11 protein-coding genes are annotated in these 14786 nt (G+C 60.9%); 2 read left to right on the forward strand and 9 right to left on the reverse strand.

Translation table 11 applies throughout. The annotated features are described in order from the left end of the window. Positions 1-462 (forward strand): transposase (locus tag DW024_RS05290; RefSeq protein ID WP_147352048.1); only part of this gene is annotated, 462 nt, incomplete at its 5' end. Positions 463-503: 41 nt separating this feature from the next. On the opposite strand, the gene DW024_RS05295 is transcribed toward DW024_RS05290, so the two are convergent. The 3 genes from DW024_RS05295 to DW024_RS05305 all read right to left on the reverse strand — a co-directional run bounded on the left by DW024_RS05295 (position 504) and on the right by DW024_RS05305 (position 4083). Continuing rightward, positions 504-725 (reverse strand): hypothetical protein, encoded by a 222-nt coding sequence (locus DW024_RS05295; RefSeq protein ID WP_118377139.1) that lies wholly within the window; start codon positions 723-725, stop codon positions 504-506. Positions 726-1209: 484 nt separating this feature from the next. Then, positions 1210-2592, reverse strand: a complete 1383-nt coding sequence (locus DW024_RS05300) for a PTS transporter subunit EIIC (protein WP_118377140.1) — start codon at positions 2590-2592, stop codon at positions 1210-1212. A 12-nt stretch (positions 2593-2604) separates the two neighbouring features. Continuing rightward, entirely contained in the window at positions 2605-4083 is a 1479-nt protein-coding gene (locus DW024_RS05305; protein ID WP_199576934.1) for a glycoside hydrolase family 1 protein, read from the reverse strand. A gap of 162 nt (positions 4084-4245) precedes the next feature. Between DW024_RS05305 and DW024_RS05310 the strand changes: the two genes are divergently transcribed. Further along, the gene (locus DW024_RS05310) at positions 4246-5238 is read left to right on the forward strand and encodes an AraC family transcriptional regulator (RefSeq protein WP_118377141.1); all 993 of its coding nucleotides are present in this window, start codon (positions 4246-4248) and stop codon (positions 5236-5238) included. 139 nt (positions 5239-5377) lie between these two features. On the opposite strand, the gene DW024_RS05315 is transcribed toward DW024_RS05310, so the two are convergent. The 6 genes from DW024_RS05315 to DW024_RS05340 form a co-directional block, all read right to left on the reverse strand. After that, positions 5378-6763, reverse strand: a complete 1386-nt coding sequence (locus DW024_RS05315) for an ATP-binding cassette domain-containing protein (protein WP_158572164.1) — start codon at positions 6761-6763, stop codon at positions 5378-5380. Between the two features lie 3 nt (positions 6764-6766). Beyond that, the gene (locus tag DW024_RS05320) at positions 6767-7822 is read right to left on the reverse strand and encodes an ABC transporter substrate-binding protein (protein WP_118377143.1); all 1056 of its coding nucleotides are present in this window, start codon (positions 7820-7822) and stop codon (positions 6767-6769) included. Positions 7823-7824: 2 nt separating this feature from the next. Continuing rightward, the gene (locus DW024_RS05325) at positions 7825-9579 is read right to left on the reverse strand and encodes a [FeFe] hydrogenase, group A (RefSeq protein ID WP_199576936.1); all 1755 of its coding nucleotides are present in this window, start codon (positions 9577-9579) and stop codon (positions 7825-7827) included. Positions 9580-9629: 50 nt separating this feature from the next. After that, entirely contained in the window at positions 9630-11462 is a 1833-nt protein-coding gene (locus DW024_RS05330; RefSeq protein WP_118377145.1) for an NAD(P)-binding protein, read from the reverse strand. A gap of 256 nt (positions 11463-11718) precedes the next feature. Next, on the reverse strand, positions 11719-13101 hold the full coding sequence (locus tag DW024_RS05335; protein WP_055310193.1) for a 6-phospho-alpha-glucosidase: 1383 nt from the start codon (positions 13099-13101) through the stop codon (positions 11719-11721). Positions 13102-13104: 3 nt separating this feature from the next. Next, entirely contained in the window at positions 13105-14721 is a 1617-nt protein-coding gene (locus DW024_RS05340) for a PTS transporter subunit EIIC (protein ID WP_118377146.1), read from the reverse strand. Between the last annotated feature and the right edge of the window lie 65 nt (positions 14722-14786).

Consider the following 14786-nt stretch of genomic DNA (forward strand, 5'->3'; position numbering starts at 1 on the left):
GTCAGGTTCCTGGCCGCCCGGATATCGGAGGCCCTCGACGAGGCCGGGGCCCTCGAGGCCGAGACGGCGGGGCTGCTCGAGGGCGACGAGACCTACGCGTGCCTGCTCACCGTGCCCGGCATCGGCCCGAGGACCGCGGCGCAGCTCGCGGTGTCGGTCGACATCGCGAGGTTCCCGGACCACGACCACCTGGCCTCGTACCGCGGCATAGCCCCGAGGGTGAGGAGCTCCGGCACGTCGGTGAGGTCGGTCAGGGCGTCCAGGCGCGGCGACGCGAGGCTCAAGTCCCTGCTGATCTTCTCGTGCAACAGCCTGGTGAGGTCCTCGGGGCGCTACGGCGAGTACTACCGGGCCTGCAGGGCGCGGGGCATGGGGCACGGGCGGGCGCTCAAGGCCGTCGCGAGGAAGCGGCTCAGGGCGATATACGCCGTGATGCGCGACCGGGTGCCCTACCGGGAGTAGCCCCGACGGTTGACAAAACTATAGGAACACCCAACGACTAGTCATTGGGGACGTTCTTCAACGACTAGTTGTTGGGGACAGTCTTTGCCAAAGGCCCCGTTGGGCGAGATGTCGAACGGGAAGGTGCCGCAGCGATTGAACGCGGCGATAAACATGCGGATGGCGTTGGACGGCGTGGTGCCCACGAGCTGGGTTGCCACCGCGAAGGCCGCCTTTTCCTCGGGCAAGACCTTCGCGACAACCGGGGTCATGTGTTCTGCCATGGCGCTTCCTTTTTGAAACGACGGTGGTGCGGATAGATGCGGGCCACGCGGCTGGGCGACGGGCTGTGAAGGCAACCCGATTGGCCCGCATCCGGAGTTTGTTTCTGCGGCGTTGGTATTACTTGGTATTCCTAAGTATTACCCCGCAGATAGAATACCACATTCGCCCTACCCTTACAGGTAGATTTTTGGGACATGCCCGTGAATCTACTTTTGAGTCTTCGAGCGACGGATCGGAACGCCCGTAAAGCAAAAAGGTGGATTTTCGGGCATGTCCCAAAAATCCACCTGCAAGGCGTTATGAGATTGGAGCTTTTTAGGATGGGGCGAAAAGCGTACTTTTCCCAGTTGATAGGCTGAGCAAATTAGGACACGGCTCGGCACGCAGTAGTCCCCGGCGGCAGTTCATTGCCGTCGGGGACTACTGGATAAAGGCGTTATCAACCGCTCCTCACGTCAATGCATAAGCAAAGCGGTCAAGCGGCTATCCCTCCTGCTGGGTTCCAAAACGACCCCAGAGGCCAAAGGAGAGCACAGCAGCGATAACCCATGTGACCGCGATGCATGCCACAATCATGATGAGGTTCATCGGATTGCCGCTAGGATCAGCATAGACGGGCAGCGAGGTAATACCGGGCATTACAAAACCAAAGCACTTGGCACCCAGAATAACCGTAAGCGCGCCGCCGATTCCGTCCGCGATCATGGCAGCGGCGAGCGGGGTCTTGTTGGGCACCTGAACGGTAAAGAGCGCCGGCTCGGAGATGCCCATAAAGGCCGAGAACGCGCAGGTCATTGCTGCGGACTTAAGCTTCTCATCCTTCATGCGCAAAGCCGCTCCAAAGGCCGCGCCGCTCTCGGCAAGGTTATGGCAGAACGAGACGGGCAACAGATAGTCGTAGCCAAGCGTTGCGATGTTCGAAATCTGGATCGGGCTCGTGGACTGATGCATGCCAAAGAGAACGATCAGTGGCATAAAGAAGCCGAGCAGGAAACCGGCGACAGGCCCCAGAGTCGAGAACAACCAGACAATACCGTTTGCAAGACCGATGCCGCACCAAGCACCGATGGGTGCCAGCACAAAAAGATTGACGGGGATAACGATGGCCAGCGAAAGCGCTGGTACCACAACGAGCTTGAACAGGTCGGGGATAAACCGATCAATTGCGCGGTACACATAGGCCAGGCCGATCACGCCAAAGATCACCGGGAACACCGAGTCCGCATAGCTAAATACGGGAACGGCCATGCCGAAGAGCGTGAGCGGGGTCTCACCCGTGCCCACAGCGTTAACGAGCGTGGGATACATCAACGAGCCGGCAACGCACAGGGCGAGAGAGCAGTTAACATGGAATTTGTCCGCCGTCGACATCGCCAGCAAAAACGGCAGGAAGTAGAACGGGATATCGGAGATCATGTTAAAGATCGCAAAATCGCCCGCACCTGTATCGATTCCAAAGGCCGCAACCACAGCTAGAATGCCCTTGACGATACCGCCGGCCACCAACGCCGGAATGATCGCGGAAAAGATACCGGTAATGATGTCAAAGATGCGTGCCGAGCGCCCACCCGCGGAATCAGACTGCCCGGGATCGGCCGCGACCTCGCCCGCCATCTTGTCGCCGAGCAGCGGCTCGAGCTCGTTGTACACCGCCTCGACGCCGGCGCCGATAATGACCTGCCACTGACCGTCCTTTATCTGGGCGCCCAGCGCACCGTCGAGTTTCTTAAGTGCATCGAGATCCGCTTTACTGTCATCCTTGAGGTTGAAACGCAGGCGCGTGATACAGTGCGTTGCAACCAAAACGTTCTCGGCCCCGCCGACCTTCTCCAACACAGTCGCGGCCAGTTCCTTTTTATCGGTCATCAGTATCACTCCCTATTCCAGATTCTTGCCATTGGACTCGATGCACTTCTGATACCAGTAGAACGAATCCTTCTTGTAACGCTTGGCCGTTCCCTTACCGCAGTTATCGAGGTCAACGTAAATAAGTCCGTAGCGTTTATCCATCGTGAGCGGACCGCAGGCAACAAGGTCCAAAAAGCCCCAGATCATATAACCACGCACGTCCACGCCGTCGATGACGGCCTCCTTGAGAGCCGCAACATGCTGCCGGATGTAATCAATGCGGTACTCGTCGTGGACCGTCCCGTCCGCCTCGAGCGTGTCACTCGTACCCAGGCCGTTCTCGGCGATATACAGCGGCAGGCCATAGCGATCGTACATCTGATTGAGCGTGATACGCAGGCCCAGGGGATCGAGCTGCCAGCCCCATTCGCTCGTCTCGAGATAGGGATTCTTGTTGGCCATCACCAGGTTGCCCGCAGTCTTCTCCCAACCCTGGTCACAGGTGGAAACCTGGGAGAAGTAGTACGAGAAGGACAAGAAATCGACCGTATTGGCCGCGATGATATCCAGATCACCCGGTTCCATCTGGATTTCAATCCCCAGCTTGTCAAAGTAGCGGTCCATGTATGCGGGGTATTTACCGCGCGCCATGATATCGGTGTAGAACCAGTTGGAATACTGGTCATCATGGATCGCCTGCAGGTTGTCCTCGGGACGGCAGGTGGCTGGGTAGGTACAGAAGCGGGCGATCATACCGCCGACAGGAGTGCCGGGAGAGAGCTCGTGCACCGTCTTGACGGCAAGCGCGTTGGCGATGAACTCGTGATGCAGGCACTGGAAAATCGCCTGGTCAAAGTCCTCTCCTTCCTCATCCTTTACCAGACAGACGCCGTCCCACGGGGAGAAGCGTGCAGCATTAAACTCGTTAAAGGGGAGCCAGAAGTCAACGAGGTCACCAAACTCCCTCACGATGGTCTCGACATAGCGAACAAAGAAGTCGATCGTCTTGCGGCTCTTCCAGCCGCCGTACTTAACCACCAGGTTGACGGGGATATCGTAGTGCAGCATGGTGACGAACGTCTTGATGCCGTGGCGCTTGCACTCCCCCAGCATGCTGCGGTACCACTCGATGCCCTCGCGGTTGGGTTCGGCGTCGTCGCCGTTGGGAAAGATGCGGCTCCAGCACACCGAGGTGCGGAAGAGCTTGAGGCCCATCTCGCCAAACAGCGCGATATCCTCTTTATAGTGGTGGTAGAAATCGTTTCCTCGGCGGAACGGATAGAACTCGGTGCCATCGTCTGCAAGTGCGGCCACCAGCTCATCATGGCTAAAGGGGTTGTTGTGGTGCTTCTCCTCGATCTGGTCGCGCGTCCACGTGCCGTCGAGCCAGCGGCAATCTTGAGTCGACTTGCCTTTGCCGCCCTCATTCCAGGCTCCGTCTGCCTGCGAGCACGAAATCGCCCCGCCCCACAGGAAATCGGAATCGAAGCCGGTCTTGATCTTGCCCATAGTTCCTCCCTCTATGTGACGTCCCTTTCGACGCCATCAATATACGAAGGATTTTGAGCAAGAAAAATAGCATAGAAAAGGCTAATCTATGTCAGATTTTTTGATAGTCTGCCATTAGGAAGGCAAAGGATACCGTTCAACCAAACCCCTTGGAGGCATCGCATGAAAGACCACAGGCTTAAGCACCTCCTCTATGCCCACTCCCCATCGGAGGACTGGCATCTGGAACACCCGGGGCAGCTAAGTCCCCGATACCGAAACATCCCGCAGGTCGAGATCAACGAGCGCCAGGTCTACCTCTTTGATTGGGAGAGCACCCTACAGGAAAGCCCCATCGGCCTGATCAGGGAGACGAGGTTCACCGACGTCCCCGCCCATATCAATCACGATATGGAACTCACCTTTATCTATGACGGAACCTGCGAGTTTGTTATCAACGGGCGCGCTCTCAGCCTTAAGACCGGCGATATCCTCATCTGCAACACCGGGGTCGTGCGCAGCTCGCCCAACATCAAGGGGGAAAACGATATCGTCATTTCGATGGTCTTTCGCAAGGAGTTCTTCGACTCGGTCTTTCTGAGCCGCCTGCCGGGCGCAAGCTCGCTCACCAATCTCCTCTTTGATTTTGTATCCAAGAACCGCCAGGCAACGCGCTATTTGGTGCTTCCGGAGGACTATGCCCGCCAGGCCCGAGGAATCATCGAACTACTCTATGTTGAGTACCACTTTAAGGATCTCTACTCTAACGAGCTGATGACCGATCTCGCAAGCGCCCTGTTTTTAACCATTATCCAAGGGCTCTACCGCAGGCGGGAATCGTTTGACCAAAAATCAACCGACGACGACCGCATCGTACGGGTGCTCAAACACGTGGAGCAGGAGTACAAGACCTGCACGCTCGAGAGCGCCGCGGCCATCGCAGGATACAGTCCCGCCTACCTCAGCAACCTCATCAAGGAGAAAACAGGGCGCACGTTTTCGCAGATCAAGCTCGACCAGCAGCTCAGCGAAGCCGCTTATCTGCTCAACAACACCGGGCTCTCGATTACGCGCGTGGCCCAAAAGGTGGGCATTTCCAACATGTCGTATTTTTACGCCAAATTCAAAGACGTGTTTGGCATGACGCCCAAGGCGTACCGGGGGCTTTCAAAATAGGAGTACCGAAGGACGAGGTACGGCACGTAAAGCAAAGAGGTAGATTTTCGGGTATGTCCCAAAAATCTACCTGCAAGGCGTTATGAGATTGGAATTGTCGGAGGACCGGGTTTGCCCCGCGCATCTAAAAGGTAGATTTCTAGGCATGTCCCAATAATCTACTGGTAGCGATGTTGAGGGCCTGAGCGTCGGAGGCGTCGTGTGTGGCGAGTAGGAGCGTGCGACCGTCGAGCAGATCGAGCACGACCTCGGCCGTCGCATCGCGCGCGACGACATCCAGGCCGGTAAAGGGCTCGTCAAGAATCACCGCGCCGCCCGGGCACAGCAGGGCTCGAGCGATCTCGACGCGACGGCGCTGCCCGCCCGAAAGCTCGGCCACGCGAGCATGCACATCGACCCCCGGCACCAGCAAGCGCAACAGGGCCGCAGCACTCGAGGCGTCCACGCGTGCATCGGCGCACACCAGCACGTTATCCAGCGCCGAGGCGGACTCGACCAAGCGTGCATCCTGAAACACCATCGAGCACGGTGCGCACTCCCCTGCCGCAAGGGCAAGGAGCGTCGACTTACCCGCACCCGAGGCGCCCATCACACAGATACGCCCACCCGCGGGCACGTTGAGCACCAGTCCGTCGAGCGCCGGTGCCCAGGGCGCGCGATCGCCCACGGCAAGCGCAAGCTCCGCCGCAGCGCCATCGCCCGCAGCCCTCGCACGCCCGCGCAGCCCATGCCTATGCGCCCGCACGGCCGCACCCCACGCCACGGGCCCCGAAACCCGCAGCAGCCACACCAGCACGCGCTCACACGCCCACGAGGCGGCAACGACCAGCACGGTCCAAGCCAGCAGGTCGGCCGTCTCAATCAAAAGCTTCGCCTGATAGATGCGCTCACCCACGGTGCCCACCGCCATGCCGATCAGCTCGGCTGCCACACCGGCCTTCCAGCTCATGCCGATCACGGCACGCGCACACGAAAGCACAAACGGCAGGACTTCGCGCCAGGTGTGGGCGCAAAACAGTCGCCAGCCCCGCACGCCATGCAGACGAAACATCTGCTCCAGTGGCTTATCCACCTGCGACAAGCCTTCGACCAGTGAGAAATATACGCCCGGCAGCGCCATCAAAAAGACCGCCGCGATGCTCACACGTGCCGACCCCAGCCAAATGAGCAGCAGGACCACCACGCAGGCAACCGGCGTCGCCTTTACAAACGACAGCGCCGGAGCCACCAGGTACGCAAACGCCCGCGAACGTGACGAAATCCCAGCAAGCACGCCACCACACACCGCGGCAAGCGCCAGCCCGCCCAGTATCCGCGCGCCCGAGCCCGCCAGAATCGCCCACGTGCCGGCATCGCATATCAGGCGCAGCAGCGCCAAGGCAACAGCACCCGGCCCCGGCAAAATCAGCGGCTGCGCCACCAGCACCGCCACCAGCATCCACACGGCAAGCCAAAAGGCGGCGACGGCACCTGCTGCCGCCACCGCCTTCACACGCTCTGTCATTTGTCGAGCAAACGCACGCACGGGCTACTCCAAGTAGTAGAAATCGTCAGCCGGGAGCTTGCCGCCCACGGCGCTCGCATCCGCATCGGCCAGCACCTGCAGGTACCCACCGAGCGCCGCCTTCATATCCTTCCCCGTCTGGCACACGAGCATGCACCCGGGAATCGCTTTTTCGGCGATCTTGGCGTTGTCAACGATGCCGGCATCGACCACGGCCTGCGCCCAGTCTGCCGGCGCCGCATTGACAGCCTTAACGCTCGCCGCATGGCAGCTCAAGAACTCCGCCACGGCATCGGGATGTTCCTCGGCAAACGCGCGTCGCACCACGGTCACGCCCGTCAGCAGGCGCGAACCCGTGTCACCTGCCAGCTCGTCCCACACATCGGTCAGACTCACCGGTGCCGACAGCTTGCCCTCGCTCTTGGCGATGGCAGCGGTCTTGAACGGCTCCGGCAGCACGCCCACGGCGGACGGGTCGGCAAGCAGGGCCGACAGCACCTCGGTGGGCTCACTCTTAAACTCGAGCGTCACCTGGCCGGTCAGGCCCGCGCGCTCCAGCAGGTAGTTCATGACGTACTCCGGCGTCGTGCCCTTGCCCGTCATGTAGACGGTGCGACCCGCCAGGTCGCCAAACGAAGTAACGTCCGCGTTACCCGTCACCACGTTCAGCACACCCAGCGTGTTGATGTCGATGACCTGCACCGCGCCCTCGGTCTTGTTGTAGAGCACGCTCGCCACGTTGGCTGGCACCAGGGCAATGTCGATATCGCCCTGAATGACCTTGGGCACGATCTCGTCGGCGGCAGTGTTGATCGCAAAGTCGAACTCATTGTCCGTCTCGCCATCGGCAGCCTGGTCCATAAACTGCACCAGGCCAATCGAGGTCGGTCCCTTGAGCGAGGCGACGTGCACCGCGACCGGCTCTGCAGCAGCACCGGCGCCGTCCGTGGCAGCCGAGTCCGCGGCGGACCCGGCACCGGCAGCCCCGCCGCCACAGCCCGCGAGCGCAAGCGACAGCGCGCCCGCGGCAAGCGCCGAGGCAAACCCCCGGCGCGACATCTCAAAATCAAACGCGCGCATCGTTAGCACGTCCCTTCGTTAGGCATCGACCAGGCGCGATGATCGGTATGCAGCAGCTCCTCGGCCAGCGGCGAGAGCGGCGCGCCCAGGAACTCGCGGTAGCACGCCTGGACATCGGGATTCTCGTGCGAGAAGCGAATGTCCGCAGCGGCATCCAGGCCCCACAGCACCTGACCGCGCTCGGCTGCCAGCTCGCAGCCGTCGTGGATGGGCTGACCGCCGCCACCGACGCAGCCGCCCGGGCACGCCATGACCTCAACGAAGTCATAGCTCACGCGACTGTCGCGAATCGCGTCGAGCAGACGGGCGGCGTTGCCCAGCCCGTGTGCCACGGCGACGCGAACCTTGGTGTCATCGATATCGGCCACGGCTTCCTTCCAGCCGTCCAGGCCGCGCACGTCGGTAAAGAAGTCGGCGTCGGGGTTCTTGCCCGTCACCAGGTAATAGGCCGAGCGCACGGCGGCCTCCATCACGCCGCCCGTGGCGCCAAAGATCACACCCGCGCCTGTGCCAAAGCCCAGCGGCGTATCGAGCGGCTCCTCGGCCAGCGTCTCCACGCTCACGTGGCTCGCGCGGATCATGCGCACCATCTCGCGCACCGTCAGCGCAACGTCCACGTCGGGCGCACCGCCCTCGCCCACCATGCTCGGCAGCGCACACTCGGCCTTCTTGGCCGTGCACGGCATCACGGACACCACGAACAGGCGCTCGGGCTCCACGCCCAGCACCTTGGCGTAGTAGGTCTTGGCAATAGCGCCGAACATCTGCTGCGGCGACTTGGACGTGGACAGACTGTCGACAAACTCCGGATAGCGCGCCTTCACAAAGCGCACCCAGCCCGGGCAGCAGCTCGTGAACATGGGCCAGCCGCGGCTATCGTCCTCACCCTTAGCGGCGGCTCCCAGGCGCTCGAGCAGCTCGGAGCCCTCCTCCATAATGGTGAGGTCGGCCGAGAAATCGGTATCGAACACGTATTCAAAGCCCACGCGACGCAGCACGCACGCCAGGCGCTCGACGGTAGCCTCCTCGCGCGGAATGCCGAGTTCCTCGCCCCAAGCGCTACGCACGGCCGGCGCGATCTGCACCACCACGATCTTGTCGGGATCGGCGAGCGCGTCAAACACGGTCTCGGTATCGTCGCGCTCGCGCAGTGCGCCCGTCGGGCAATGCGTAATGCACTGGCCGCACGCGACGCAATCGGTCTTGCCGATCGGCGCGCGCCCACGGGTACCCACGGCGGTATGCGTGGCGCGGTTGGTCAGGTCCCAAATCCCCAGGCCCTGCACGCTCTCGCACACCTTGATGCAGCGCATGCATTTAATGCACTTGTCGTTTTCGCGGATGATGGGGAAATCGAAATCCCAGCCCTCGCCCGCCAAATGTCTTTGATACGGCAGATAGAAAATGCCCAGGTCGTTGGCGATGGTCTGTAGGTTGCAGTTGCCGCTGCGCACGCAGCTCGTGCACTGCGAATCGTGCTGGGACAGCAGCAGCTGCACGTTGGTGCGACGGGCCTCGCGGGCCTTGGGGCTGTTGGTGTGGACCATCATGCCGTCGAGCACGTAGTTGTTGCAGGCGGCAACCAGCTGGTCGCAGCCCTCGACCTCGACTAAGCACACGCGGCAGCCGCCGATTTCGTTTAAATCGCGCAGGTAGCACAGGGTGGGAATCTGAATGCCGGCGGACTTGGCCGCATCTAGGATCGTGGTGTGCTCGGGCACCACAACCTCGCAATTATCGATAATGATCTTGACCATGTTGTGCGCTCCGTTTTCGCTGTTGTCGCCGACGGTGGTTTTGTTGAGCTCTACCATTCCAGGTTCCTCCCTCCGCGGAACGCGCCAAAGCCAAAGTGGTCGCAACGCAGGCAACGACTCGCCTCTTGGCGTGCCTCCTCCTCAGTAAGGCCCTGTTCGACCAGATTCCAATCGTGAATACGTTCGCCGGCCTCGCGCTCGCCCAGCTCGCAGCGGCCGCACTCGTGCTTGCCCTTAAACTGGACGGTCGGCAGCTCGACCTCGAGCTTGATCTTGTGGTCGAAGCCCAGGTAGCGGTCGATATTTGCCGAAGCCACGCGGCCGGCGTTGATGGCGCGGATAACGGTGGCGGGGCCGGTCTGGCAGTCGCCGCCGCTAAAGAGGCCGTCGAAGTTGGGCACGGCGCCATCCGAATCGGTGACCACGCAGCCCCACTTGCAGGCAATGCCTATCTCCCCAAACGGCTTGGAATCGATGTCCTGGCCAATGGCCACAAAAACGCGCTCGCAGGGAATGACGCGCTCGGGCGTGACGGCGGCACGCGGGGCCGGACGCCCACGACGGGGCTCGCCGATAATCTGCGGCTGCACGCGCAGGCCGCTCACGCGACCGTCTTCGCCCGTCTCGATGGCGAGCGGAGCCGTCAGCTCCAGCACCTCGCAGCCCTCGGCCTGGGCACCGGCGATCTCGGCGTCCTGGGCTGTCATATCGCAGATGCGCCGGCGGTAGACGATGCTCACCTTTTCGGCACCGCAGCGCACGGCGGAGCGCGCCACGTCCATGGCCACGTTACCGCCGCCGATGACGCACACGCGCTGGCCGCTCAGGTCGGGCAGCTCGTCATCGCCGATGGCGCGCAGCATCTTGACGGCCGACTCCACGCCGGGAGCTTCTTCGCCCGGAAGGCCGAGCTTCTTATCGCTGTGGGCGCCAATGGCCAGGTAGACGGCATCGAACTCGTCGCGCAGGCGGGCAAGCTCCTCGCCGTTGACGGAGTGGTCGAGCTCCACGTCGATGCCGGCGCTCAAGATCCAGTCGATCTCGGCCTGCAGGCGCTCGCGCGGCAGACGATAGCTGGGGATGCCATAGCGCAGCATGCCGCCCAGGTGGTGGCGCCGCTCAAAGATGGTCACCTTATGACCCATCACGGCCAGGTAGTAGGCACAGGAAAGGCCGGCCGGGCCGCCGCCGATCACGGCGACGCGCTTACCGGTGTCGTCCACTACATGCGGCTTGTGGTCGTTGAGGTCGCTGTGCTCAACGGCAAAACGCTTGAGGGCGAGAATGTTCATGGGGTCGTCGACCATGCCACGGCGGCAATGCATCTCGCAGGGATGCTCGCACACCAAGCCGCAGACGAGCGGCAGTGGGTTGTTCTTGCGGATGACCTTGACGGCGTCGGCATACCGGCCGGCCTCGACCAGCGAAATGTACCCGGGAATGTCGACGTGCGCCGGGCAGCCCGAAACGCACGGGACGCGGGCCTCGCGGTCAAAGCCGCAGGAGTGCTCGCGGATGTGATGCTCAAAATCGTCGCGGAAGCCGCGAATGGCCGTGAGTGCCATGGCGCCAGCTTCGTAGCCGATGGCGCAGTCGCTCGAAAGGTAGATGGTGCGGGCCGTGCGCTCAATCAGGTTGAGCGTGGACTCATCGGCGCGCCCTTCGAGCACATCGGCGAGCAGGTCGCTCAGCGCGCTCAGGCCCACACGGCAGGGTGTGCACTTGCCGCAGCTCTGGGTGGAGCACAGGTTAACGAGCGCTGCCGTAAACTCAACGGGACACGGGGCGAGCGAACTCACCGCCAGACGGCGTCCGAGCGCATCGTGCAGATCGTCCATGACGGCCTGAGCGTGGCTGCGTTCCATTACGTGCAGTCGAGCCATAAGATCCCCTCTCACATGGCAGCCCGGAGGCGAGACCGGGCGAAGTTGCTACACGCACAACACTGACCTATAAAATTGTTTGGCAGCGACACGCTTCGGCAGGCGGTATGAAACGTCGTCCTTAGCGGTGAAAACGAACATTTCCGCAGATAAATGCCATATTTGATAAAACGCGTTACCAAATGACAATGCCCCGTCCACGCAATCACGTGGACGGGGCATTGCTCTAGGTATGCGGCCAGCGACCCTGTTGCTTTTACTTAAGCTCGGGCCAGTAACCCTTGTTGGCCTCGATCATGTCGTCGAGAACCTCCTTGGCGACTTTCATCGACGGTACGGTCTTGTTGAGCGTGAAGGCCTTGAGCGCCTTCTCGTAAGAACCCTCGATCGTAGCCTCGACCACGAGCTTCTCGGAGTTCAGCTGCTGCATCATGAGGCCCTGCTGGAACAGCGGAATGTTGTCGCGGCTGATGACCTCGGGGCCGTTCTTGCCAATGTAGGCAGGCAGCTCGACCATAGCGTCGTAGGGCATGTTGGGGATAGCGCCCTTGTTCTCGCAAATGACCAGGAAGCGCTGCTTGGTATCGTTCTTCAGAGCGATAGCCAGGTCGGCAATCCAGTCGCCGTGGCTGCCCGCATAGAACGTGCTCTCGTCGATCTCGCCCGTCTTCTCGTAGTGGTCGATGCCGTCGAAGAGGTTCTTCTCACGCGTCTCCTCAACCTCGTTAGCACGGGTGCGCTCGGGGTTGGAATGCTCGACGAACTCCTTCTGCTGCAGGTAGTAGTTCAGATACGTGTTGGGCAGGTACTCCGGGAAGCACTCCATGATCTCGTACTCGCCCTTCCAGACGTAGTACCAGCTGCCCTTGGTGTGGCGGTTCTGCTCGGGGTGCTCGTCAGTGGCCTCCTCGGGCTTCTTTGCCATGAGCGAGCCCATGCCCTTGAGGTAGGAGTCGGGCAGCAGAATCTCATGCTCCTTGATGTACTCGCGCAGCTGCGGGAGCACCTCCTCGCCCTTGTGGCGGATCGAGGTGAACCAACCAAAGTGGTTGAGGCCAAAGTAATCGTACTCGACATCCTTCTTGTCGATATCGAGTGCGGCGCAAACCACGTCGATGATCGCGATCGGCATGTCGCAGATGTTGATGATGCGAGCGTTGGGACGCAGCACGCGGCAGCCCTCGGACACGATGGCAGCAGGGTTGGAGTAGTTGAGAATCCAGTAGTCCTTCTTAGCGTACTTCTCAACGTCATCGATCAGCTCGACCATGGGGAAGATGGTGCGCATGCCGTAGGCAAGGCCGCCGCAACCGCAGGTCTCCTGGCCCACGCAGCCGTGACGCAGCGGAATCTTCTCGTCCTGCTCGCGCATGGCGTAGCCGCCCACGCGCATCTGGGCAAACACGAAGCTGGCATCCGTAAAGGCAGTCTCCTTGTCGGTGGTCACCGTGAGCTTGATGTCCAGGCCGAGGTCCTCGTGCAGAATCCAGTCCACGAGCACGCCGATCTTGCGCTGGCGCTCCTCGTTGATGTCGTACAGACGAATCTCGTCAACGTCGAGCTCGTCCTTGCGCAGAGCGATGGACTTGACGATGCCGGGGGTAAAGGTGGATCCGCCACCACACAGAGTAATGATCATTGTTTACTGCTCCTTCTCAATTGCGTTTTCGACCTTGTCGCGCATCTCGGCGACCTTCATGCCAAAGATGATCTGGATATTGTTGCCGTTGCGGTTGATGCCGCTGTTGGGCACGTGGTTGATGAGGTCCTCATTGATGAGGTCCGGGTTCTTAACGTTCACGCGGAGACGCGTAAAGCAGTTCTCGAGCTCCTCGATGTTGTCCTTGCCACCAAGACCTGCGACCAGGTCGGCAATACCTGCATCGACGCCCTCTGCGGGGGCCGCGGCAACAGCGCCCTGCTTCACCGCGACAGACGCGGCGGCCTCGCCCTCGGCAACGGACTCAGCAAGCTCGGACTCTTCCTCGCGACCAGGCGTGTGGAGGTTGAGCTTCTTGATAAGGAAGGTGAAGAGGAAGAAGTACAGAGCGGCGTTGACGACTCCAAGCACCAGCATGACCGGCCAGTTGGTCTTATCGACACCGAGGACCAGGTTGGAAACCACGATGTTGATGATGCCGCCTGCAGTCGAAGCGGGCACGGAGAGGACCTTGAGCAGGACCAGGAAGATGCCGGAAAGAACCGAGTGAACGACAAAGAGCACGGGAGCGGCAAAGACAAAGAGGAAGTCCATGGGCTCGGTCACGCAGGAAAGCACGGCGGTGATGATCAGCGGTATGATGACAGCCTTGGTCTTGTCCTTGTTCTGCTTGTAGGCGGTGAAGATAAAGGCGAGACCGATACCGATGTAGGGCCACAGGTTGTTGAAGGTGTAGCTGTTGAAGTAGGTGCTATCGGAGAAGGGCTGGCCCGTCATTGCCATCTCGGCGACACGGATGGGATAGGCGCCGGCGATAACCTGATCACCCAGCGTAAGGGTGCCGCCCACATCGGAGAACTGGAACGGGGTGTAGATGAGGTGGTGCAGACCGGTGGGAACGAGCAGCTTGTTGAGCATGCCGTAGATGAACAGACCGATGTTGCCCGACTCCTTAATGATGCCGGCAACGGAGGAGATGGCACCCTGAACCGGAGGCCAAACGATGCAGAAGCCAGCGCCCATGATCCAGGAGATGATGATCATGATCAGGAACGGGAAGCGAACGCCCGAGAACATCGAAAGGGCAATGGGGAACTGCTTGTTCGAGTACTTGTTGAACACGGCACCGGTGATGCAACCAAGAATGATGCCGCCAAACACGCCGGTGTCGAGCACCTGAATGCCCATAACGGTGCTCTGACCGGTTCCGGTAAGACCGAGCATGCCGCTCGCTTCGGCAAGAGAGCCGGTGGCGTTGAGCACGATGTTGTTAGCCTGCAGGAACAGGAAGAACGACATCAGGGCGATCAGCGAAGCATGGCCCTTGTTCTTCTTTGCCATGGCGCCGGCGATGCCCACGCAGAACAGAATCGAGAGGTTGTTGATGATAAACATCAGCGACTGATAGACAACGGCGCCCACAAGCTGGAACGGACCGGAGCCCAGCACGGGGACCACGGCGCAGATGGTCTTGTTGGTCAGAATGATGCCCACGATGAGCAGGATGCCGGCAACCGAGAGATACATCATCGGCTGAACGATCGACTTCGCGAACACCTCCAACGGCGCTTTGAAATTGAACTTCTTTTTTGCGGTCATAGCGGTACTCCCCTTCCTTTTCCGCAAATTGAGATAGGTGTGCCCTAGACAAGACCGTGAGCCTT

It is taken from the genome of Collinsella sp. AF37-9 (assembly GCF_003475115.1).
In the GTDB taxonomy this organism is placed as follows: domain Bacteria; phylum Actinomycetota; class Coriobacteriia; order Coriobacteriales; family Coriobacteriaceae; genus Collinsella.

Bases quoted from the DNA above. Each gene is read 5' to 3' on its own strand.
- DW024_RS05335 (WP_055310193.1), bottom strand. From the start codon at position 13,101: ATGATCATTACTCTGTGTGGTGGCGGATCCACCTTTACCCCCGGCATC.
- DW024_RS05295 (WP_118377139.1), bottom strand. From the start codon at position 725: ATGGCAGAACACATGACCCCGGTTGTCGCGAAGGTCTTGCCCGAGGAA.
- DW024_RS05310 (WP_118377141.1), top strand. From the start codon at position 4,246: ATGAAAGACCACAGGCTTAAGCACCTCCTCTATGCCCACTCCCCATCG.
- DW024_RS05340 (WP_118377146.1), bottom strand. From the start codon at position 14,721: ATGACCGCAAAAAAGAAGTTCAATTTCAAAGCGCCGTTGGAGGTGTTC.
- DW024_RS05320 (WP_118377143.1), bottom strand. From the start codon at position 7,822: ATGCGCGCGTTTGATTTTGAGATGTCGCGCCGGGGGTTTGCCTCGGCG.
- DW024_RS05305 (WP_199576934.1), bottom strand. From the start codon at position 4,083: ATGGGCAAGATCAAGACCGGCTTCGATTCCGATTTCCTGTGGGGCGGG.
- DW024_RS05330 (WP_118377145.1), bottom strand. From the start codon at position 11,462: ATGGCTCGACTGCACGTAATGGAACGCAGCCACGCTCAGGCCGTCATG.
- DW024_RS05325 (WP_199576936.1), bottom strand. From the start codon at position 9,579: ATGGTCAAGATCATTATCGATAATTGCGAGGTTGTGGTGCCCGAGCAC.
- DW024_RS05300 (WP_118377140.1), bottom strand. From the start codon at position 2,592: ATGACCGATAAAAAGGAACTGGCCGCGACTGTGTTGGAGAAGGTCGGC.